Origin of the sequence: Sulfuricaulis sp. (assembly GCF_041499725.1) — a bacterium.
Lineage (GTDB): Bacteria > Pseudomonadota > Gammaproteobacteria > Acidiferrobacterales > Sulfurifustaceae > Sulfuricaulis.
In genome coordinates, this window is record NZ_JBGQKW010000015.1 from 20,832 (window position 1) to 43,329 (window position 22,498).

Genomic DNA, 22,498 nt, shown 5'->3' on the forward strand with positions numbered 1-22,498 from the left:
TATGTCGAAGTTGCTCAAGCGCTAGCCCGGACAATCAGTTAATGACACAGGTTCTTTGTGGCGTACGACACGCCAATCTGCGCGGCGGTTGAAGGCCTCATCTTGAGCGGAGAGTAGAAGGCTGTCCGGCAGTGGCGCAAGATCGATGTCATAGGTTGACCGGCGCAGGGAAGAGTAGTCGGCTAATGTGTCAACCCGGATCCTGTCGAAGCCCCCGGCCATGGGATGTCTTCGTAGACCCGCGGTGTACCGGCAAAACAAGGCGAAACGCAGGTCATCGTCCGGCAGTCCGCCGTTTTTGAGCAGGAAACCGTAATAATTAACGTAGCTGTGATACAGCAGATCTTCGAGTTGTGCGCGAGGCAGATTCGGGTGCAGCCATGTATAGCAACTCCCGTCAAACCGATCGAGATTACGCTCTGTGATCAGACCGGCCGCGCGAAAGTCGTCGTATTGCTCTGTGCCGGGAATCGGAGTGAGGATGTAAAACGATGCTATCCGCGGGCGCAGTGTCTTCAATACCTCGAGATGATGCCGGATCTCCTCCTCATTATCTTCTGGAAACCCGATAATGTTTGAGAAATGAGGGCGGATCCCTGCCTCGTTGCACAGCCGGATGATCTCAGCGTACTGTTCCGGATGATTGTGATGTTTTCCTGCTGCCTTGAGTGTTTTGCGGTTGAAGGATTCAACACCTACGAACATCTCATAACAACGAGCGCGGCCGAGGAGCTCGACGAGTTCAGGATCCTTCGAGATTTGAGAGTCGCATTGACAATAGAACGGCAAATCTAAATGTTCATCGATCATGGCCTGCAGCAGATCGCGAACCTGGGGAAACTTGTTAAAGTTGTCCGACACAAATTTGATGATCTTGATGCCGCCACGCTTTGCCCGCCGTAAGCTCTCCATCGTGCTCTCTAGGTCCGGACTGCGCACCTGCTGGCTGGAAATCTTGATGACGGAACAAAAACTACATTTGTAAGGACATCCTCGTACCGGATAAAGACCCAGTACAGGTGCTCCATACCGCGCCAGATCAGCTGGACTCGGTGGGTTGATTACAACCCCCGGCAACTGATCTGCCCAGCGTTGGCCTGCACCGTAAACGGGCTGCAATTCTCCACTTAGGGCGTCGTTCAGGATCTGATCCCAGATCAGTTCCGCCTCGGCCAGAGCGAAGCTCACGCCCCGACCCTGGAGCGAAGAGGTATCGCAGGTCATGGGGTGCGGCCCGCCGATGATGCAATGGCGCACGCCATGATGGCGAGCGTAGGCAGTTAGATCCAGCGCCCGGTGAAACTGGTGAGATTGAACGCCAACCAATGCGACGAGCGTGGTGACGTCCGGATCATGGTGTAGTAAGCGAAGGTAGTCGAGATCCTGCCACACGTATTCGTCCACTGTGTGGACGGTGACAGGGACATCGCCAATTCGCTCGGGTGTCAAGCTGGCGATATGCCACAAGGTGGCATTGGGCATGTATCCCTTTTTAAAACGCTCCACCGAGCCGTCGATTCCGTATTTGCTCGGTTTGATAAGAACTACCCGAAGCTGAGTCACGATGCTCCTGCATCAAAGCATTTATATGCCGCAGTCTTTCCTGACGCGTTAACGGCTGGAGTCTACCATAAAGTCAGACAGACAGGTTTTGATGCAACTCAAGTTTCTGTTGGGCATATTGTGCGGAAGACCAAGATCAGCACGCCACTACCCATACGTCGTGTAGGTCTACGATCCGGTGATATTAATGCATCAACCGTTTTCGGCGTATGAAATTCGCGTGAAAACACCACATATGGCCAGGTACCGCCTCACAGCAAGCAATACTGTCCACGAAAGCCCTTGCCTGGAAGGCTACTTGCTGACAGGCGGCTAAGGCGGGTAATGGTTGAGATGCATACTGAACACGACGTGGCGAACGATGGTGAAATTACTCCTGCTATGGCTTTACCAAGTAGCAGCAGATCGATCTCATAATTTTATGTCCCATCCCATGGGGTGGTGAGGAGGAGAATTTGTTTATATTTGCCCTCCTCCCGTTTCACCTGCTTCAGTCTGCCCTAAATGACCGCGTGCTGCTAGAACACGGTGGATGCCGGGGGAGCAGGACATGGATACACATTTAAAATATCACCTGCCGGGCGCTCGGATCCGTGGTGTATCTCCGCGGCCGGCGTAGCCACCTGCCTTCCCGCTGCGGTCAGCAGCACCCACGAGCAGAACCATTGCGGATTTGCTATAAGAAGTAAAGGTTGATATCAATCATCCGGAGGACTTATAAATGAATCAGAATCACAATATGTTCCCGTACAAGATACTACTGCTCGCCGTCATCTTGGTATTGGGCGGATTCTCGGGCACCGCGGCGGCGGCGGGTTTTGCGCTGATCGAACAGAGCGGCAGCGGTATGGGCAACGCCTTCGCCGGCGGGGCGGCCGCCGTCGACGACGCCAGCGTCCAGTTTTTCAACCCCGCGGCCATAACCGAGTTGAAAGGCACGCAGTTCTCGGTCGCCGCCCACAGCGTTATGCCCAGTGCCAAGCTTACCGACGCCAACGCCAGGGAGACGACCCTGGGCAACATACCCTACACCACCCCCGGCGCGGCCGAGGATGGCGGCGTGAATGCAATCGTGCCCAATCTCTACTTCGTGAGCGACATCAACCCTCAGACCAAGTTCGGCCTCAGCATCAGCGTACCGTTCGGGCTTTCCACCGACTACAGCAATGACTGGATTGGCCGCTATCACGGTATCAAATCCTCCGTGGAAACGATCAACATCAATCCCGTGCTCGCCTTCAAACTCAACGATCGGTTGTCACTCGGCGGCGGCATCAGCGCGCAACACATCAGCGCCGAGCTGACCTCGGCGATAGATTCCGGCGCGATCTGCTATGCGCGGGTGCTTCAGCTTGGCGGCAATCCAGCGGTAAGCTGCGCGCCAGCCGGCCTGACTCCCGGCAATAACGCAACCGACAGTTATGCCAAGATCAAGGGCGACGACTGGGGCTACGGCTTCAATCTCGGCCTGCTGTACAAGCCCGTGGACGGCGCACGCATCGGTGTCGCCTATCGCTCGTCGGTCAAGCAGAGCATCGAGGGTGACGCCACTTTCACCCGCTCGGCAGCGTTCAATGCCTTCCTGACGGGCGCTGGTTCCACCTTATTCACTAATACCTCCGACAGCGCCGACATCAATCTTCCGGCGACCCTCTCGGTGAGCGCGGCGCACGCGCTCAACACGCAGCTCGAACTCATGGGCGACATCACCTGGACCCAGTGGAACAAGTTTAAGGAGCTGCGCGTGAAGTACGGCAACCCGGCACAGCCCGATTCGGTAACCACCGAGAGCTGGAGAAATACGTTGCGCTATTCGGCGGGCCTGACGTACAAACTAGACGACCGCATGAAGTTGCGCGGTGGCGTGGCCTACGACCAGACCCCGGTGCCGGACGACGAGCATCGCACGGTACGCCTCCCTGACAACAACCGTACTTGGATCGCACTCGGGATGACCTACGCGGCCAGCAGTCAGCTGTCATTCGACGTGGGATACTCCCATCTGTTTCTCAAAGACTCCCACATCAACAGCACCACGGAGGCGTCCGTGGCCCAGAACCTCCAGGGCACCTACAAGAACAACATCGATCTTCTCAGCGCGCAGGTCAACTACATGTTCTGAATCTTGAGCGGGTAATGAAGGACTCGGGGTGATCAACCGTTGATCACCCCGTTTTTTTGTAACCGTTCGGGATATCACATAGCGTTCGGATGGTTACCGACTACCTACTTTATCCGCTTTAATTCGATGACCGCACCCGTGTACTCGATGAATGTCTTAGGACATTGATTTTCTGCGTCCTGAAGCAAGGCGCAGGTGCGTTCCTTCTTCCCTTTGAATAAATACCATTGCCCGAGATAAAAGTGAGCCTCGCGATCGATCGCCAGATAAAATATTGAGCATACTCCTCAAGTCGAGGACCATTTCTGCGGCAGTTCTTCCGGATTTGCCCATTCGAGAATACGTTCGGCAATGCGTTCGAGCGACACGACTTCACAAACAGCGCCCTGGCGGATTGCCTGTTCCGGCATTCCGAAAACCACACAGCTTTTTTCATCCTGGGCGATGGTATGCGCGCCAGCCATTTTCATCGCTTGCAAGCCGCGCGCGCCGTCACTGCCCATGCCCGTGAGAATTATGCCCAGGGCATCGGCCCCGGCGATGCGCGCCGCGGAATTGAAAAGCACATCGACAGACGGCCGGTGCCGGTTGACGGGTTCGTCCTCGTAAACCCTGACGGCATAACCGCCACCTGCCCGCATGATCGCCATGTGATAGCCGCCCGGGGCGACCAGCGCCACGCCCGGCTTCAGCCGATCGCCACTTCTGGCCTCGCGGACCTCGAGTTCGCATTGATTGTCGAGCCGTTCCGCAAACGATGCCGTGAATTTCGGCGGCATGTGTTGCACGATGGCGATGCCGGGTGTGGGGCGTGGCAGTCTCGCCATGATTTCGGCGATCGCCTGTGTCCCCCCGGCCGAGGCGCCGATAACGATTATGCCCTCGCGGGAAAACGGCAAAGTTACCGCAGGTTGTTGAAGCGGAGACGCAACGGAACGTCCCGTAGGCGGCGCGGCGCGCACGTGGGCGCCAGCGGCGGCCCTGACTTTAGCGCGGATTTCATCCATGAGTTCATGGGTCATGCCTTCACGCACGCCTCCTTGCGGTTTGGCGACGAAATCCACGGCGCCCAGATCGAGCGCGCGCAGCGTGGCGGCGGCACCCTTTTCCGTGTGCGATGACACCATGACCACGGGCAATGGATGCAAGCGCATCAGTTTTTCGAGGAACGTAATGCCGTCCATGCCGGGCATCTCCACGTCGAGAGTCAGCACATCCGGCTTGAGCGCCTTGATCTTTTCGCGCGCAATGAGAGGGTTGGCGGCCGTACCCACGACATGGATATCCGGATCCTCGTGCAGGATGGTCGTCAGCATCTGACGCATGACCGCGGAGTCATCGATGATGAGGGTCTTTATTTTCTTTTTTATTTCGTTCATGGCATCGCCAGTCTGGCATCCGTGATTGTGTTCGTGTCAGAAGAGAGTGATATCGCCATCGAGCTTCTGTTTCTTCAGGCTGATCAGGTAGACCATTTCTTCCTCGGCGGTGCGTTCTGCCTCGTTGTTGCCAAGATATTTGAGGAATACCTTTCCCGTGTGCGTGTGGAACAGCACGCGCCGCGGCTGATAGCCACCCACGTCTTCCTTAACAACAGGAATCTGTTCCGTTTCCAGAAACCGTCTTGCAAAATCGATATTGCGCTGCGGAACGCCGTCGAGACTCTCGCGAATCTTGAGCACGTGTCCGCCGCCGAAAACCTTGGCCTGAAAGCGGCGGCGCTCGCCGCCGAGCTTCATCAAATGACTGATCAGCAGTTCCATGGCGTTAACGCCATAGCGCGTGCTCGTCGGATTCTCCGGATCGGCGCCCTCCGGCAACATGAAATGGTTCATGCCGCCGATCCCCGATACCGGGTCGTACAGACAGGCGGCGATGCAGGAACCCAACACCGTGTCCAGTAACAGCGGCTTACAACTGGCGTGCAGGCCGCCGATGTTGATGGTGATGCGCGCGAGATCTTCGTCGAGATCCTGTGGGAGGCGGCTTCCGTTGACGCGATGGGGTTGCACCGGTTTCATGAAGTGATCTTCCCGCGACACTGGTAGATGCTGTGGCCCACCGGCTTGAAATAATCGACCAGTCCATAGATGGCCTCCGAATGACCAAGCATCAGATAACCGCCTTTTTTGAGCACACCGGCCATGCGCTGGAAAAGTTTCAGTTGCGTCGGCTTGTCGAAGTAGATCAGCACATTGCGGCACAGGACTACGTCGAACAGCGCCTGCATGGGCCAAGGATCGTCCTGCAGGTTGAGACGACGAAAGCGGATCAGCGATTTCAGGACGGGTTTGGCGAGAATCTCGCCCTCATGGGCGCCCTGCCCGTTTAGAAAGTAGCGGCGCAATAACGCCTCGGGAATCTGTTTGGCGTGTTCGTGTGTATAAACGCCGTTCTCGGCGTGTGACAGGACATCGGTATCGATGTCGGTCGCAAGAATGCGGATATCCCGCTCGTTGAAGGATGGCATCGCTTCCAGGGCGGTCATGGCGAGCGAATAGGCCTCTTCTCCGGTCGATGCGGCGGCGCTCCACAGGCGTATCGGCCGTTCCCGGTTCGGGTTATTACGGTACGCTGGAAAAACCTCTTCGGCCAAAAAACGGAAGTGATGCGGTTCACGGAAAAAATCGGTCTTGTTGGTGGTGATGGAGTTGATCATCGCCACCAGTTCCAGCCCGTCCGGATCGTTTTCCGTCAGAAGCCTGTAGTAGTCAGAATAATGTTGCAGATCGTGATGACGCAATCGCTTGGCGAGGCGTGAACACACGAGCGCGCGCTTGTGCCCGGAAAGCGCAATACCGCTATGCGCGTGAATAAACTCGCGCAACCGCCGGAACTCCTCATCCGTGATGGTCAGCCGGCTGTCAACCAGTAAGGATCTGATGCTATTCGAGGCGTTGTGGCTGGTTACCATGGTTATTGACCCGGCACGATCATTCTTGAACGAAACCAGCTGGCGCTGAGTATTTTCCGGCCTAAGTGGCACCACGGACGTGCCGGATCAATAACGAAAATTATTAATGATTTTTCGATTATTGAGGCGTCAAGACGGTCTCGATCCAGGGCCGAGGCGCAAATAGACCGATTCAAATGTTCGGGTTGATTCATGCCGACTCAATAATCCTGCGCCACTGTTGATGTTGTTCGGGACACGACGGGTTTATCGCTGCACCCCGGATTTTTTGAAAACCAGGGTCAGCCTAGAATTCCGTCCAGTCGCCTCCTCCTGAGCCGGTTTTTTGGGCGACGGCCCGTGGTTTGAGGTACTGCACGTTCTGGGCTTTGGCTGATTTTCTGGGTGAGACCGATTCCGGCATTGCGGATGATCCACTTGGCTTGTGATCCGAAGCGGCTGTCTTCATCTTTTCGCCCACACCCACGCTGGAGGTGAAGTGTTTTACCGCTTCGGCCTTCAACGTGAAATGCGAGACCATGCCCATCATCTGTTCCGCCTGTGCCGCCAGCGACTGACTGGTGCCGGAGAGTTCTTCGACCTGTGCGGCGTTGGATTGCGTGACACCGTCCATCTGCATGATGGCGCGGTTGACCTGCTCGATGCCGGAAGCCTGTTCCTGGCTGGAGGCGCTGATTTCGGCGATGATCTCGGCCGTGTTTTTTACGCTTTCGACAATGCTTTCGAGCGTCTTGCTCGATGATCTGACAAGTTGCGTACCATCCTGGACTTTTTCCACACTGTCCTGAATCAATGTCTTGATTTCTTTGGCCGCCGAAGCGCTACGCTGGGCGAGGTTGCGTACCTCAGCAGCGACCACGGCGAACCCGCGTCCCTGTTCGCCGGCGCGCGCTGCCTCGACCGCGGCATTGAGCGCCAGCAGGTTGGTCTGAAAGGCAATCTCGTCAATAACGCTGATGATGTCCGCAATCTTGGTGCCACTGGTGTTAATCGCTTCCATGGACCGCTTGACCGAGGACGACATCACCACGCCCTCATTTGCCGCTTCGCGAGCATCGAGCGCCACCTTGTCGGCGCGCAGCGCGTTGTCGGCATTCTGCTTCACGGTACTGGTCATCTCTTCCATCGAAGCAGCGGTCTCTTCGAGCGAGCTGGCCTGTTCCTGAGCGGAGGAGGAAAGTTGTTCCGCCGCCGAGCTCAATTCCTGTGATCCGCTGGCCACCGATTCGGCGGAACGCGAGACCTGCAGCATGCTTTCGTGGAACTCGTCCACCAGTACATTAAGTGCGCCGATAGCTTGACCGACTTCGTCCCTTCGGTCGGTGAACAGGGAAACGGTCAGGTCGCCCTGAGCGACACGCTGTATGGCACCGACAAGGCGGTTCAGCGGTTCGGAAACGGTGCGTATGAAATAGATAGCGATTCCAACCGACATGATCAGCGCCGTCACAAAGCCGCCGATCGTGATCAGACGATACTTCTGGTAGACCGCCTGTGCTTTCTCGTACTGCGGCCCAATGGTTTTGGCCAGCACCGGATTATCCTTGACGGTCGATTGCATTTCTTCGAGAGAGCCCATGACCTGGTCGAGGCTGCGCAAGCCGAGTATCCCGCCACCCAGCACCATTAACGTCATGAGGATCGCGGCCGCGATCATCTTGATCCGCAAGTTGATGCCTTTGGCATAGTACATTTCCATGACTGACTCCTATTTTTTCCTATTGTGCGTTGTTTCGCGGTATTTACTGGGCGGCCGCGACAGATGCCGCGGCCTCGGTCGTTTCCATCGCTTCCGGACTCACCATCCGGTCGATGTCCAGCAGGATGAGCAACTTGTCTTCCACCTGGGCGAGTCCCTTGATGAACTCACGGTTCTGCTGACCTTCGTATTCCGGCGTGGCGCATTGCTGCTCCAGACCGACATTGATGACATCGCTGACAGCGTCCACCACGATACCGGCCAGGCGTCCGCCGATGTTCACGACAATGATCACGGTAAAGGCATCGCGCGCCGTCTCCGGCAGGCCGAACCGCAGGCGCAGGTCGAACACGGGAACGATCACGCCACGCAGGTTCAATACGCCTTTTACGTAGGGCGGGCTGTTGGGTATCGGTGTCATCTTGTCCCAGCCCTTGATCTCCTGGACCTTGAGGATGGCGATACCGTATTCCTGCCCATCGAGACGAAAGGTCAGGAATTGTTCCTCATTAGCCTGCAAGGTTTTCTCTTGTAAAACGCGCGCTGTTTCCATATTCATACCTCAGTTTATAGTCGGTGCCATGGTCCCGGTGTTTGTGCCTGCATCCTGTATGTGGTCATGAAGTGCCGGTGCCGGCCGGGTGGCGCCCGCATGCGCCATGCGTATCAGCCCGGTGACATCCAGAATCATGGCGACGGTGCCGTCGCCCAGTATCGTGGCCGCGGAAATGCCATCCACCTTGCGATAGTGAGCCTCCAGGCTTTTGATGACGACCTGCTGTTGACCCAGCAGGTCGTCCACGTACAAGCCCGCCTTCTTGCCGTCGGCCTCGACGATCACCAGCAGCCCGTGGGTGAGATCGGTCGAGCGCGGGACGACACGGAACAGGTCGCTCAGGCGCAGCAACGGCAGGTATTCCTTGCGTAGCCCGTATAACTCACAACCACCCGCAGGGCGGCTGACTTGGTCCGGACGTATGCGCACCGATTCAACGATGCTCACGAGAGGCAGGATGTAGGTATGTGTCCCGACTTGCAGACTCAGGCCATCGAGGATGGCCAGCGTTAGCGGCAGACGCACGATGAAACAGGTTCCCTGCCCGGCCTGGGAGACGATTTGCACATTGCCACCCAAGCTATGGATATTATTGCGCACGACATCCATGCCGACGCCACGGCCGGAGATGTCGCTGACGGTTACTGCCGTCGAAAAGCCGGGATGAAAAATCAGCTCGGAGATTTCATCCTGCGAAAGTTTCGCATCGGCCGGAATCAGACCCTGTTCAACGGCCTTGTTAAAAATCCTGTCGTGCTGCAAGCCGCGGCCGTCATCACGTATTTCAATGATGACGTTGCCACCTTTTTGGAAGGCCTTAATCTCGATGGTTCCGGTTTGAGGCTTGCCGGCGGCAACACGCTCCACCGGTGGTTCGATGCCGTGGTCCAGGCTGTTGCGCACCAGGTGCAATAGCGGATCGATCAGGCGATCGATCACGGTTTTGTCAATCTCCGTCTGTTCACCGCTGATGATGAGATCGACCTTTTTTTCGAGCTTCTGACTCATGTCATGCACGAGACGCGGTAAGCGGTTGAATGCGAAACTCAATGGCAGCATCCGGATACGCATGACGCTTTCCTGCAGCTCGCGGGTGTTGCGTTCCAGCTGCTCGAGACCGGCAAAAAGCTTGGAGAGATTGTCGAAGGAGAAGTTGGCCGTCAGCTGACTCAGCATGGTTTGTGTGATCACCAGTTCACCCACGGTGTTAATGAGCGTGTCGACTTTGGGTACGCTTACACGGAGAGTGTTGGTATGAGTATCTATGGAGGCAACCGCCTCGGCGACGGTGCGCTGCGACAGCGTCGGTACCGGCATCGTTATAGGTGTGATTTCCAGATGGCAATCGTCCTGCACCCAACTGAATACATCGGCAATCGCCTCACGCGCGGTGGATCCGACAAGTTCGACGTTCCAGGAGAGATAACACTCTTCAGGATTCAATTGTTCCCAGGACGGCAAGCCTGAAACGTCAGCGGTTGTTTTCAGTTTTCCCAGGCCGGCAAGCTCGCGAAAAATACGCAACGGATCGTTGCCCGTGTGAAATATTCGCGGATCCGGCCGAAACAGAATGCGCCAATGAGTTGTCGTTGACACCTCGGACTGTGTCGGGGTTTTTCCCGTTACTGGCAAGGCAGTGCTCTCGTTTCCCAGCTTTTCGAGCTGCACGCGCACCGCTTCGATGGCATTCTGGTCGGCCCCCTTTCCTGTCTTGGCCGCAATGATCAGGCTGCGCAGACAATCCACGGCCAACAGTAACAGGCCCACCACCCGCCGGTCTGGCAGAGAGCGGCCATCGCGCAGGGCATCGAGCCGCGATTCGAGTACATGCGCAAAAGCTGCGACATCGCCGAATCCAAAGGTACTGCTGCCGCCCTTGATGGAATGGGCGGAGCGAAAAATGGTATTGAGAATTTCAGGATCTGCGCTCACGGCATCCTGACCGTTTGCACACGCCGTTCTTTCCAGGCGCAACAGCTCGGCTTCCATGACGGTCAGCCCTTCGAAACTCTCCTCGAAGAACGTCTGGTGAAATTGGCGCATATCGATGGCCATGGCTTTATCCCAGCACCTTTTTCACCACGGTTAACAATTGTTCCGGATTGAAGGGTTTGACGATCCATCCGGTGGCGCCGGCGACTTTTCCTTGCTGGCGTTTGGCTTCCTGCGATTCGGTAGTGAGCATGAGTATGGGCGTGAACTTGTAATCCGCCAGTGCACGCAGGGATTTCAAGAGGGTAATCCCGTCCATGTTGGGCATGTTGATGTCCGCGATCACCAGATCGACCTTTTTTCCTTCAAGGACTTTGAGCGCTTCTTTGCCATCCGAGGCCTGGATGACTTCATGCCCCACGCTATGCAGCGTGAAACTGATCATCTGGCGCATAGAGGCGGTATCGTCGACGGTAAGTATGGTTGCCATGGCGGTCTCCTTCAGAACAACTCCACTGCGGGCCCGTTATCCGTGGCCTGATGGACTGTGCGCGGTTCCTGTACAGCGTTTTTCATCGGTTTTGTCACCGGTCCCGGCGCGGGGTCGTCACGCATCCGTGACAGCCAGCGCTCGTTATTCGGCAGGTTCTTGAGCAAGCTCTTGTCGAGATTGATAGTTTCCTGCATCAGGTGATACAGCGAGCGACGCAGGTCGTCCATCGGTTCCAGCATGCCGCTCAGTTTCTGGCTTGTGATATCGTGGAACTGCAGGGAGACGACGACGTTGCGCACGTCTTGCGCGATTTCCTTGCTGATCTCGTTGATGCAGCTGACGGTTTCGGCTACTTCGCGGTTCTTGTCTTCCAGCGATCGCGTGAGCGAAACCACGTCCTCCTTGATCTGGAGGGCGTGTTCCATATCGGCCGCGGACAGCATGCGCATATTGCCGTAGGTCTTGCTCAGACCGGTTCTCACTTCCTTGAGATGCACGCGTATGCGATCGCTGAATTCATGCGAGCGCTTGCTGAGGCGCCGAACTTCGGACGCCACGACCGAGAAACCACGCCCGTGTTCGCCGACGCGCGCCGCTTCGATGTCGGCGTTCAGTGCCAGCAAGCTGGTCTGGTCGGCCAGTTTCTCCACGTCGAGGAGGAATCCGTCGATGGCCTGGGTGCGGCTCTGGACACCGTCAAGTTCGCGTACCATGTTGACCGACAGATCCGCCACTCGCACGACCTCATCGGCCATTTTGTTGAGTCGTTCATCCGATACCTGAATGAAATCTTTCAGCGATTGAGGCACGCCGTCGCTCGTGGCGCCTTGCGTGCCTTCGAGCAGTTCCATCGCCTGCCGCGCCTGAATGGTGGCTTTGTTGATCACCGCCTCGAAACTGCTGGCGATAGTATTGGCGGCCTGCTCGGTCTGCTTGATCACCGAGTAGATATCCTTGCGCAACACGAGCGCGGCTTCGCTGTAACGCTGCGCCACGTCCACCCAGCGACGCATCAGGTCCTCGAGACGGCGACGCTGGTTATCCGCCGCCATGTTCTGCAGAACTTCGTCGACCTGAGGAATCTGTTCAATGTCCTTGGATGGCGACATCAACGCATCCACTTGCTCGAGTACCTGTTTTGCGTCGTGTCCGCCGAGCACTTCCTCTCCCTCCAGCGGCTTTTCCTCATATTGCTTGCGGGCGTAAAACGCTAGAATGGTCAGCGTGAGAACGGCGCATAAACCACTGCCCAACCCCGCCCACCAGGGTATGAACGGCACCGTCCACGACAGGGAAACCGTCATGCCCACGACGGCCCACAGCCACCAGCGCGGCCAGGAGGCCGAGTGCGACAGAACAGAGGGGTTGAAAGAAAGCGGTCCGTTCATGATTTCATCTCAAGAATGGATTCAAGGCCGAGCCATTGCGCGGCCTGCTGCAAACCGGAAGACGGGCTTTGCCAACTGATCGCCAGACCGCGTTCGCGGGCGGCACGGAAAAAACACGCCAACACCTGCATGGCGGCGGCGTCCAGACGTTCGACCCGGCTGCCGTCCAGCACCACCGGCGTGGCGCAGGCAAGCACCGCGCTCAGCTTTGCATGCAGAGTTTGGGCATCGACAATGCCGAGCACCGCCTCTAGCGCCACATGCGTGGTATCGGCGGTATGTTCGATGTGAACCGGATCCATACTGTTTCCTGTCACGACCTATCCTTTTCGTGGCCTCGGTTGGCCATGTACCTGCCGTTCCCCGGAATTGGCCGGGGGAACCTGCAAACATCCTCATATAGTTATAGCAATAGCCGTGCCAGCCACGGGATTTTCAGCAGGGACAGGCAAACTCGCAGAAAAAAGGGGGTATGGCTGGAAAACAGCGATAAATGGCCACTTAATATGAGCGGCCAGGACTCTGCCGGGAGGCAGGGAATAGCGAAAAGAAAGCCACAGACCCCTCAGTTAAAGGAGGCCAGGTCCGGTTGCGGCAGGAATGTTACAGAGAGCGGCAGCTCAAAGAGCCAGGTTGTTCAGAATGGCCTGTTTGACGGCGCCCAATTCGGCCTTGACCTTGAGCATCGGTCCGCTGCTCTGTTTGATGGCCGTGTCGGGATCCTTGAGACCGTGGCCGGTCAGGGTACAGACCACGCGGCTGCCTTTAGGGATTTTGCCGCGTTTGATGTCATGCATAGCGCCAGCCAGCGAAATGGCCGAAGCCGGTTCGCAAAAAATGCCTTCCTTCTGGGCCAAGAGTTTTTGCGCCGCCAGGATTTCTTCGTCACTGAATTTTTCAAACCAGCCCTGCGACTCCTTCTGTGCCTGCCAGGCCTTGTCCCAGGATTGCGGATGGCCGATGCGGATAGCGGTAGCGACCGTCTCGGGATTGTCCACCATCTTGCCGAGAATGAATGGCGCGGCGCCCGCGGCTTGGTAGCCCACCATGACCGGGCGATTGTTGCAGATGCCGTGATCGGCGTATTCGCAGTAACCCATCCAATGCGCCGTGATGTTGCCGGCGTTGCCGACCGGCAAGCAGTGGTAATCCGGCGCGCTGCCCAGTTCTTCGACGATCTCGAAGGCCGCCGTTTTCTGTCCCTGCAGACGATATGGGTTGATCGAATTCACGATCGTCACCGGCGCTTCGTTGGCAACATCTTTCACCAGCGCCATGCCAGCGTCAAAGTTTCCCTCAATCTGGATGACTACCGCCCCGTGGATCATCGCCTGCGCCAGTTTTCCCAAGGCGATTTTCCCATCGGGGATGACCACGAAACAGGCAATGCCAGCGCGCGCGGCATAGGCCGCGGCCGAGGCCGAGGTATTGCCAGTGGAAGCGCAGATGATCGCACGGCTGCCCTCCTCCACCGCCTTGGTCACCGCCATGGTCATGCCACGATCCTTGAACGAACCGGTCGGATTGAGGCCCTCGAACTTAACATAGATGTCCACCTGCTTGCCCAGTTCGAGTGGGATATTGTTGAGCCGTATCAGCGGCGTGGCTCCTTCACCGAGACTGATAATACGGGTGTCGTCCGAGACCGGTAAACGGTCGCGGTATTTATCGATGAGGCCGATGTAACGGCTACCCAAGTTCATATTTAATCCTAAATAATTTGTGGAACCACAGATGAACACATATAAACGCAGATTAAAAATATTCTCGTCTATCGATTTTTAATCGTGTTCATCCGTGTTTATCTGTGGTTTCAATTATTTTATTTCCAATCAGCGTTCAGATGTTCGAGGCGGATGCGTGCGACCTTGCCTTTGATCGAGGCGAGTTTCTCGATGCGGGCAATGGCTTCGTTCATGTTCTTTTCCCGAACCCGTTGTGTCAGGATGATGACCGGCACGGTCTCCTCATTCGGGTGCGGTTCCTTTTGCAGGATCGACTCGATACTGATGTTGAGATCGGCCAGGATACGCGTGACCTCGGCCAGCACGCCGGGTTTGTCGAGCGCATGCAGACGCAGGTAATACGAGGTCTCGACATCCTCGATCGGAAGGATCGGCAGGTCCACGAGCGCATCCGGTTGAAACGCCAGATGTGGCACGCGGTTGTTCGGATCCACCGTCAGCGTGCGCACGACGTCCACGAGATCGGCGACCACGGCCGAGGCCGTCGGTTCGGCGCCGGCTCCGGCTCCGTAAAACATCGTCGGACCTACGGCATCGCCCTTGACCAGTACCGCGTTCATTGCCCCATCCACGTTGGCGATGAGCCGTCGCTCGGGAATCAGTGTCGGGTGCACGCGCAGTTCGACGCCGCCGTTGGTGCGCCGCGCGATTCCCAGCAGCTTGAGGCGATAGCCCAGCTTTTCGGCGTATTGCACGTCCATGCGGGTAATCCGGGTAATGCCTTCGGTGTAGACCTGCTTGAATTTGAGCGGAATGCCAAAGGCGATGGCCGCCAGAATCGTGAGCTTATGTGCAGTATCGATGCCTTCCACGTCAAATGTCGGATCGGCCTCGGCATAACCCAATCGTTGCGCTTCCTTCAATGCGTCGGCAAAGTCCGCACCCTTGTCGCGCATCTCCGTGAGAATGAAATTGCTCGTGCCGTTGATGATGCCGGCCAGCCATTCGATGCGATTGCCCGCGAGCCCTTCGCGCACCGACTTGATGATGGGAATACCGCCGGCCACCGCGGCTTCGAACGCCACCATGACGCCTTTTTTCTGCGCTTGGGCGAAAATTTCGTTGCCATGCACGGCGATCAGGGCCTTGTTCGCGGTCACCACATGTTTGCCGTTGGCAATGGCCTCGAGCACCAGCGCACGCGCCGGGTCGTAACCGCCGATCAGCTCGACCACCACCTCGATCTCGGGATTGCGCACCACCTCATGCGGGTCCTGTACCAGCTTGATGCTGGCAGTAGCGCATGACCGCTTCTTCTTCAGGTCGCGAGTCGAGGCCTGGATGATGCTGATTTCGCGCCCGGCGCGGCGTGCGATTTCCTGCCCGTTGCGCGCCAGCACGTTGATCGTGCCGCAGCCTACGGTGCCGAGGCCGAGGATGCCGATTTTGACCGGTTTCATGATTATGGATTTCGAATCTCTAATAAAAAAATTATTTAAACCGCAAGGACGCCAAGAGCGCTAAGTTTTTTGATCTATAAACTCGCTTTTCTTGGCGTCCTTGGCGGTTCAAGATCATATTCATTCTGTTAGAGACTCTCAGTTATTGACCTGGCGCACATTAGTCAGCACCTGATCTTTCCGAAACATCTCGCGGATAGACCGGACGGCCTGACGCGTACGGTGTTCATTCTCGATAAGCGCGAAACGCACATGCGCATCGCCAAACTCGCCAAAACCGATGCCGGGCGAAACCGCCACCTTGGCATCGGTAAGCAATTTCTTTGAAAATTCGAGCGAGCCCATCGCGCGGTATGGCTCGGGGATATGCGCCCAGACGAACATCGTGGCCTTGGGCTTTTCGACCAGCCAGCCGGCGGCGAACAGGCTGTTGCACAGCACGTCGCGCCGTTTCTGGTAGGTCAGCCGGATCTCCTCCAGGCAATCCTGCGGCCCCTCGAGCGCGAGGATGGCCGCCACCTGGATCGGTGTGAACATGCCGTAATCGAAGTACGACTTGATGCGCGACAGCGCCGCCACGAGTTTGGTGTTCCCGCACATGAAACCGATGCGCCAGCCGGGCATATTGTAACTTTTCGATAGCGTGAAAAACTCCACCGCGATGTCCTTGGCTCCGGGCACCTGCAAAATGGACGGCGCTTTGTAACCGTCAAAGACAATATCGGCATACGCCAAGTCGTGCACCACCCAAATGCCGTGTTCCCTGGCCACCGCGATCACTTTCTCGAAGAAACCGAGGTCGACGCACTGCGTCGTGGGGTTGGCCGGGAAATTCAGCACCAGCATCTTGGGTTTGGGCCAGGCCGTCTTGATGGCTTTTTCGAGTTCCGCAAAAAAATCCCCGCCCGGAATGAGCGGCACATGGCGGATATCGGCGCCGGCGATGACGAAGCCGTAGGCATGAATCGGATAACTGGGATTGGGAACCAATACCGAGTCGCCCTTGTCGACGGTCGCAAGCGCCAGATGCGAAAGACCTTCTTTCGAACCGATGGTGACGATCGCCTCGCTGTCCATGTCGAGATCCACGTCGTAGCGGCGTTTGTACCATTGGCATATCGCGCGCCGCAGGCGCGGGATGCCGCGCGAGACCGAGTAGCGATGCGTGTCTTCGCGCTGAGCGGCCTCGACCAGTTTGTCGACGATATGCTTGGGCGTGGCTCCGTCGGGGTTGCCCATGCCGAAGTCGATGATGTCTTCGCCACGGCGACGCGCCTGCGCCTTGAGCTCGTTGACGATGTTGAAGACGTAGGGCGGCAGCCGTTTTATGCGCGGAAAATCGTCGTTTTGTGACATGCTTTTAGCCGGGCTGGTATAGTAAAGGCTTGGCGCCAAGACACTGAATAACCATAGATTATAGGGCTTTCGCCACAACGATGGAACATGTGCACCGGCAGCGACCATGAAAATTCATCTTGAAACCGGTATGGGGCAAAACCTGATCCGTGCCTATGCCCCCGGCCGCATCACCATCAACGAGGAAGTCTACACCACCAGCCTGATCGTCACGCCACACCAGGTCGTCGCACAGTGGCCGCCGGCCAGCTTTGCCGATCTGTTGGCGGGGCACTTTGAAATGATTCCCCCCTTGCAACCGGAGGTGGTGATTCTGGGCACGGGTGCGCGGCTGCGGTTTCCCGCGCCGAGTCTTACCCGATCGCTGGTGGAGGCGGGAATCGGGATCGAGGTGATGGACACCGGCGCCGCGTGCCGCACCTACAACTTCCTGATGAGCGACGGCCGGCGGGTGGCCGCCGCGTTGCTAATGATCGAGGATCTAAAACAGGGAATCGACTGAGTAACCGGCCTTTTCCAGGATTACCCGCAGGCGCTTCAGGGCCTCGACCTGGATCTGGCGTACCCGCTCGCGCGTCACGCCAATGTCGGCGCCGACTTCCTCCAGCGTGGAGATCTCGCGATGGTTCAGCCCGAAACGGCGCTCGACCACCTCGCGCTGCTTATCGTTGAGCTCGTCCAGCCACTGCTGAATCAGCTGCTGCAGGTCGTCACGCTGCAAGACCTTCTCCGGATCGGGCGTGCGCTCGTCGGCGATGGCATCCAGCAGTGAGCGGTCGGGGTCGTCATCCAGCGGGGCGTCGACCGAGGCGACACGCTCATTGAGACCCAGCATGCCTTTGACGTCTTCGACCGGCTTGTCGAGCAGATTGGCGACCTCTTCCGGCGACGGCTCGTGGTCCAGTTTCTGCGCAAGATAACGGGCCGCGCGTTGATAAATATTGATCTCCTTGAGAACATGCACCGGCAGGCGGATGGTGCGCGTCTGGTTCATGATGCCGCGCTCGATGGTTTGCCGTATCCACCAGGTCGCGTAGGTGGAGAAACGGAAGCCGCGCTCGGGGTCGAACTTTTCCACCGCGCGAATCAGGCCGAGATTGCCTTCCTCGATGAGATCGAGTAACGAAAGGCCGCGGTTCATGTAACGGCGCGCGATTTTGACCACGAGGCGCAGGTTGCTTTCGATCATGCGCTTGCGCGCCTTGCCGTCGCCTTTTTGTGCCTTGCGCGCAAAGAAGACCTCCTCCTCGGCGGACAGGAGCGGCGAAAAACCGATTTCCTTAAGGTAGATGCGAGTGGCGTCCGCGTGCGAGTAGTACACGTCGCCCGCCCTGCGTCCGCCGGTTTCAGGCTCTTCGTCCTCGGCAACCGCCTTGGGGGTCGTTTCCTCGGCAGCCTCTTCTTCGGCTTCCTCGGCCGGAGCGACGGCCTCGTCCTCGATCTCTTCGGCTTCGGGCGATACCTTGATCGCGTCAGGTGATTTGACTTTGGTTTTGCCCTTTTTGACGGGGGCGCGGGACGGTTTGCGTGGTGGCATAATTACTTTCTGGGAAGATAGTCCTGCGGGTCCACCGGAGCACCGCGGTATCGAACTTCGAAATGCAGCTTGGCCCTGTCGGCGCCACTGCTGCCCATGTCGGCGATTTTCTGGCCCCGTTTTATCACATTCCCTTCCTTGACGTAAATCCTGTCGCAGTGGGCATAAGCGCTCAGAAAATCGGCGTTGTGTTTGATGATGATAAGCTGTCCGTAACCGCGAAGTCCACCACCCTGATACACGACTTGTCCCGGCGCCGCCGCGAGGATCGGTTGGCCTTTGCGACCGGCGATGTCAATACCTTTGTTCGGACCGATGGCGGAATAACGCTCCAGCAACGCGCCTTCTGTTGGCCATATCCAGTCGAGTTGTTTGGTCGCGGCGGCGGGCGCATTTCGCTTGGCGGACGTTTGCGGTTTTTCCGCCGTGACTTTTGTCTTGTCTGGTACTTTTTCGATAGTCGCGTGCTGACTCGACGCAGGTGGCAATGGCTTTAAAATCGGACGGCTCGCCTGGCCCGCACCTGCCGGCGGGAACAGGCGCAGTTGCTGTCCGGGTTTGATGACATAAGGAGGCGCGATGCGGTTCCATCTTGCCAGATCACGGTAATCGCGTCCTGACTCCCAGGCAATGCTGTAGAGCGTATCGCCCACCCGCACCTCGCGGTATCCGGCTTCCGGGTGTCGCAGCGCGGTGCCCTGCTCGCTGACCGGCGCCAGGGGAAAGCCGCAAGAGGTGAGCAGCACGAGCATGAAAGCCATTCCGCATCTTAAGGGGGCCATTCGATGGATGTTGAACGGCGCATGCGCTGTTCTCAGATGGAATCTCTCACGAGCGGAACGAAATTGACGAGTTCGAGGCGTTCCTGGGATAGACCTTTGTCCGTATGTTGTACCAGCAACAATTCCTGCATGGCCGGTCCGCCGACAGGGATGATGAGCCGGCCACCGGGCGCCAGTTGCTCGATCAGGGCCAGCGGTACTTCCGCGGGTGCGGCTGTGACGATGATTCCGTCATAAGGGGCGTGATCCTTCCATCCCCAGCTCCCGTCCGAGAGCTTGATCTGGACGTTGCGGCAACCGATTTCCCGTAAGCGCTTCCGTGCCAGTTTCATCAGCGGTTCGATGCGCTCAACGGAATAAACGGTATCCACGAGCTGGGCAAGGATAGCCGTCTGATAGCCGGATCCGGTGCCGACCTCGAGGACCTTTTTCAGGCGCCCGCCGGCCAACAGAGCCTGGGTCATGAGCGCCACGATATAGGGCTGTGAGATAGTCTGCCCCTGGCCGATGGGCAGGGCCGTGTCTTCGTAAGCGCGGGTGGCGAGCGCTTCATCCACGAAGAGGTGACGCGGCACATTGCGCATTGCCTCGAGAACCCGTTCGTCGCGGATACCCTCTTCGCGCAGCCGCTGGATAAGCCGGTCACGGGTTCGCTGCGAGGTCATGCCGATGCCGTGGACGTCCATTCTCACCGGAATTCGTTCAGCACAGGAGTTTCCTATATTTTCTTGAGCCAGGCCGAGACCTGCTCCAGCGCAGTATAACGGGTCAGATCGACATGCAAAGGGGTGATGGACACGGCATGGTGTCGAACGGCGTAAAAATCCGTGCCTTGCCCCGCGTCCGCCTCCGGTCCGGGAGCGCCCACCCAGTAAACCGGATTGCCATGGGGATCGGCGGCGCGGATCACGGGCTCGGCCTTGTGACGGTGGCCAAGACGCGTGGCTTCGAAGCCGGCGAGCTGCTCGAACGGTACATCCGGCACATTGACATTCAATATGGTATCCGCGGGCAAGGGATCGCGCTGGAGCTTGTCCAGCAAACGCAGCACTACCTCTGCCGCGGTTTCAAAATGCGTTCCGGTTTTACCCGCCAGCGATACAGCAATGGCCGGCAGGCCCAGAAAGCGTCCTTCCATCGCGGCCGCCACGGTGCCGGAATAAATCACGTCATCGCCGAGGTTGGCGCCGCGGTTGATGCCGGCGATGACGATATCGGGCTCTTTCTCGAGCAGACCGGTGATGGCCAGATGCACGCAATCGGTCGGCGTGCCGTCCACATAGTAGAAACCGTTCTCGCCCTTATGAACGTGCAGGGGCTGAGTCAGCGTGAGCGAGTTGCTGGCACCGCTGCGATCGCGCTCCGGCGCTACCACGTCGATGTGCGCCTGTGGCGCGAGCGCCCGCGCGAGACAGGCCAGCCCGGGGGCGAGATAGCCGTCGTCGTTGCTGAGAAGGATGCGCATTGGCGACTAACTGTGATTTTTATTTGGAGTCGCCTTCGGCGACATTAATGTGAATGCGGGATGCTCCACAGCTTGCAACATTGTTGTCATCTCCGCGAAGGCGGAGATCCAGGTTTTGAATGTCTCGCGCGCTTTGCGCGCGATCTCAAAAGCTAATTGCGGGTGGCTCCGCCCCTGCACCCTGGGTCCATTTCTTTTGTTCGGCCAAAAGAAATGGACGAAAGAAAAGGCCACCCGGATGGCGCACTCTCCTGCGCTCCGCGGCTTTGGGGCCCGGCACTGGCCCAACGCGTCATCCCTGTCGCGTGGGCCAGTCGCGCACCTCCCTGTGCGCGACCCCTCCGGGGCGCCCGCCCAAAGCCTTGCGGGGCTCGGGTGCGCCATACGGGTATGAAAAGCTATACCGTCGGTTACGACCGGATGAGAGCGAAGCAATAAAATTTTGATTAACAGTGACATGAGATGTTGGTCGGGGCGAGAGGGTGAAGTGGTGTTGTCGCCGATGAACGCCCGTGCATGGATGCACGGGTTGGGGCTGATCGAAGACACATGAGTCGCGCCAGGGATGGCATGCACAGGTCATTAGAATGGTCGGGGCGAGAGGATTTGAACCTCCGACCACCACCACCCCAAGGTGGTGCGCTACCAGGCTGCGCTACGCCCCGTCTGTATGTTTGCGTGGAAGGGTCCCGCATGATGTACCGCAGATATGCGGTCGCCATCATACCGGAGAATAAACGAGAGGCAAGGCTAATTTAGAGCTTTTTAAGCATGTCCAGGACGCCTTCGAGTTCGCTGATGAGCGTCTTGACGGCCTGCTGACGACTGGCATCCAGGGGTTCGGGGTTATCCAGATCGAGTTTGTTGCGCGCGCCGCTGATAGTGAATCCTTCAACGTACAGCAGGCTGCGAATCTGGCGGATGAGGATCACGTCGTGACGCTGATAGTAACGCCGATTGCCGCGGCGCTTGACTGGCTTGAGTTGGGGAAATTCCTGCTCCCAATACCGCAGCACGTGAGGTTTGACCGCGCACAACTCACTCACTTCACCGATGGTGAAGTAGCGTTTTCCGGGTATCGTGGGGAGTTCGTGATTTTCGCCGGGGTCAAGCATTTAGTTCAGCCTGCGCCTTGAACTTTTCGCGATTGGCCTGAGCATTCTGCTCGACTCGTTCCTTGAGCTTGTGACTGGCGCGGAAGGTGACGACCCGCCGGGCGGTGATGGGAATTTCCTCGCCCGTTTTAGGGTTGCGACCCGGACGGGGGTTTTTCTGGCGCAGGGAAAAATTACCGAAACCGGAGAGCTTTACCTGTTCCCCTTCGGCCAGGGCGGTGCGAATCTTTTCGAAGAAAAACTCGACAAATTCCTTTGCCTCCCGCTTGTTCAGACCCAGCTCGTTGAACAGGTTTTCCGCAAGATCTGCTTTGGTCAAAGCCATATGCCTATACCCTTCTTCTTTGTTCCCAAGGACTTATTGACGTGGTAGCGCTCCCAGCTCGGTTCCCAGAGTCGATATAACCTCTGCCATCACCTGCTCCACATCC

21 protein-coding genes and 1 tRNA gene are annotated in these 22,498 nt (G+C 57.6%); 2 read left to right on the plus strand and 20 right to left on the minus strand.

Annotated elements, in window-relative coordinates; genetic code table 11:
• Positions 1-21: 21 nt before the first annotated feature.
• Entirely contained in the window at positions 22-1,563 is a 1,542-nt protein-coding gene (locus ACC569_RS04435; RefSeq protein ID WP_372522287.1) for a radical SAM protein, read from the minus strand.
• A gap of 721 nt (positions 1,564-2,284) precedes the next feature.
• Between ACC569_RS04435 and ACC569_RS04440 the strand changes: the two genes are divergently transcribed.
• Entirely contained in the window at positions 2,285-3,685 is a 1,401-nt protein-coding gene (locus ACC569_RS04440) for an OmpP1/FadL family transporter (protein ID WP_372522288.1), read from the plus strand.
• Positions 3,686-3,972: 287 nt separating this feature from the next.
• Here ACC569_RS04440 and ACC569_RS04445 read toward each other — a convergent pair whose 3' ends face one another.
• The 12 genes from ACC569_RS04445 to alaC all read right to left on the minus strand — a co-directional run bounded on the left by ACC569_RS04445 (position 3,973) and on the right by alaC (position 17,168).
• Positions 3,973-5,064, minus strand: a complete 1,092-nt coding sequence (locus ACC569_RS04445) for a chemotaxis response regulator protein-glutamate methylesterase (protein WP_372522289.1) — start codon at positions 5,062-5,064, stop codon at positions 3,973-3,975.
• Between the two features lie 36 nt (positions 5,065-5,100).
• Positions 5,101-5,706, minus strand: coding sequence for a chemotaxis protein CheD (locus ACC569_RS04450; RefSeq protein WP_372522290.1), 606 nt, complete (start codon positions 5,704-5,706; stop codon positions 5,101-5,103).
• Complete coding sequence (locus tag ACC569_RS04455; RefSeq protein ID WP_372522291.1) at positions 5,703-6,599, minus strand: protein-glutamate O-methyltransferase CheR; 897 nt, start codon at positions 6,597-6,599, stop codon at positions 5,703-5,705. The genes ACC569_RS04450 and ACC569_RS04455 overlap by 4 nt, the downstream gene beginning before the upstream one ends.
• Positions 6,600-6,885: 286 nt before the next feature.
• Positions 6,886-8,298, minus strand: a complete 1,413-nt coding sequence (locus ACC569_RS04460) for a methyl-accepting chemotaxis protein (protein WP_372522292.1) — start codon at positions 8,296-8,298, stop codon at positions 6,886-6,888.
• A gap of 43 nt (positions 8,299-8,341) precedes the next feature.
• Entirely contained in the window at positions 8,342-8,851 is a 510-nt protein-coding gene (locus tag ACC569_RS04465; protein ID WP_372522293.1) for a chemotaxis protein CheW, read from the minus strand.
• A gap of 9 nt (positions 8,852-8,860) precedes the next feature.
• Positions 8,861-10,909 (minus strand): chemotaxis protein CheA, encoded by a 2,049-nt coding sequence (locus tag ACC569_RS04470; RefSeq protein WP_372522294.1) that lies wholly within the window; start codon positions 10,907-10,909, stop codon positions 8,861-8,863.
• Between the two features lie 4 nt (positions 10,910-10,913).
• Entirely contained in the window at positions 10,914-11,276 is a 363-nt protein-coding gene (locus tag ACC569_RS04475) for a response regulator (RefSeq protein WP_372522295.1), read from the minus strand.
• Between the two features lie 11 nt (positions 11,277-11,287).
• Complete coding sequence (locus tag ACC569_RS04480) at positions 11,288-12,667, minus strand: methyl-accepting chemotaxis protein (RefSeq protein WP_372522296.1); 1,380 nt, start codon at positions 12,665-12,667, stop codon at positions 11,288-11,290.
• A complete protein-coding gene (locus ACC569_RS04485) occupies positions 12,664-12,969 on the minus strand; it encodes an STAS domain-containing protein (protein ID WP_372522297.1) in 306 nt (101 codons plus the stop codon). Before ACC569_RS04485 ends, ACC569_RS04480 begins: the two co-directional genes overlap by 4 nt.
• Positions 12,970-13,287: 318 nt before the next feature.
• The gene (gene thrC / locus ACC569_RS04490) at positions 13,288-14,370 is read right to left on the minus strand and encodes a threonine synthase (RefSeq protein ID WP_372522298.1); all 1,083 of its coding nucleotides are present in this window, start codon (positions 14,368-14,370) and stop codon (positions 13,288-13,290) included.
• Between the two features lie 119 nt (positions 14,371-14,489).
• Positions 14,490-15,812 (minus strand): homoserine dehydrogenase, encoded by a 1,323-nt coding sequence (locus ACC569_RS04495; RefSeq protein ID WP_372522299.1) that lies wholly within the window; start codon positions 15,810-15,812, stop codon positions 14,490-14,492.
• Positions 15,813-15,950: 138 nt separating this feature from the next.
• Complete coding sequence (alaC, locus tag ACC569_RS04500; protein ID WP_372522300.1) at positions 15,951-17,168, minus strand: alanine transaminase; 1,218 nt, start codon at positions 17,166-17,168, stop codon at positions 15,951-15,953.
• Positions 17,169-17,274: 106 nt separating this feature from the next.
• Between alaC and ACC569_RS04505 the strand changes: the two genes are divergently transcribed.
• The gene (locus ACC569_RS04505; RefSeq protein WP_372522301.1) at positions 17,275-17,670 is read left to right on the plus strand and encodes an Mth938-like domain-containing protein; all 396 of its coding nucleotides are present in this window, start codon (positions 17,275-17,277) and stop codon (positions 17,668-17,670) included.
• On the opposite strand, the gene rpoS is transcribed toward ACC569_RS04505, so the two are convergent.
• The 7 genes from rpoS to ACC569_RS04540 all read right to left on the minus strand — a co-directional run bounded on the left by rpoS (position 17,650) and on the right by ACC569_RS04540 (position 22,392).
• Positions 17,650-18,705, minus strand: a complete 1,056-nt coding sequence (gene rpoS, locus ACC569_RS04510) for an RNA polymerase sigma factor RpoS (protein ID WP_372522302.1) — start codon at positions 18,703-18,705, stop codon at positions 17,650-17,652. The genes ACC569_RS04505 and rpoS overlap by 21 nt on opposite strands.
• A 2-nt stretch (positions 18,706-18,707) precedes the next feature.
• Positions 18,708-19,466, minus strand: coding sequence for a peptidoglycan DD-metalloendopeptidase family protein (locus ACC569_RS04515; protein WP_372522303.1), 759 nt, complete (start codon positions 19,464-19,466; stop codon positions 18,708-18,710).
• A gap of 53 nt (positions 19,467-19,519) precedes the next feature.
• Positions 19,520-20,179, minus strand: a complete 660-nt coding sequence (locus ACC569_RS04520; RefSeq protein ID WP_372522304.1) for a protein-L-isoaspartate(D-aspartate) O-methyltransferase — start codon at positions 20,177-20,179, stop codon at positions 19,520-19,522.
• Between the two features lie 26 nt (positions 20,180-20,205).
• Positions 20,206-20,952, minus strand: a complete 747-nt coding sequence (gene surE, locus ACC569_RS04525) for a 5'/3'-nucleotidase SurE (RefSeq protein WP_372522305.1) — start codon at positions 20,950-20,952, stop codon at positions 20,206-20,208.
• A 588-nt stretch (positions 20,953-21,540) separates the two neighbouring features.
• Positions 21,541-21,617 (minus strand) — tRNA-Pro (locus ACC569_RS04530).
• Between the two features lie 90 nt (positions 21,618-21,707).
• Complete coding sequence (locus ACC569_RS04535) at positions 21,708-22,067, minus strand: MerR family transcriptional regulator (protein ID WP_372522306.1); 360 nt, start codon at positions 22,065-22,067, stop codon at positions 21,708-21,710.
• Entirely contained in the window at positions 22,060-22,392 is a 333-nt protein-coding gene (locus tag ACC569_RS04540) for an integration host factor subunit alpha (protein WP_372522307.1), read from the minus strand. Before ACC569_RS04540 ends, ACC569_RS04535 begins: the two co-directional genes overlap by 8 nt.
• Positions 22,393-22,498: the final 106 nt, after the last annotated feature.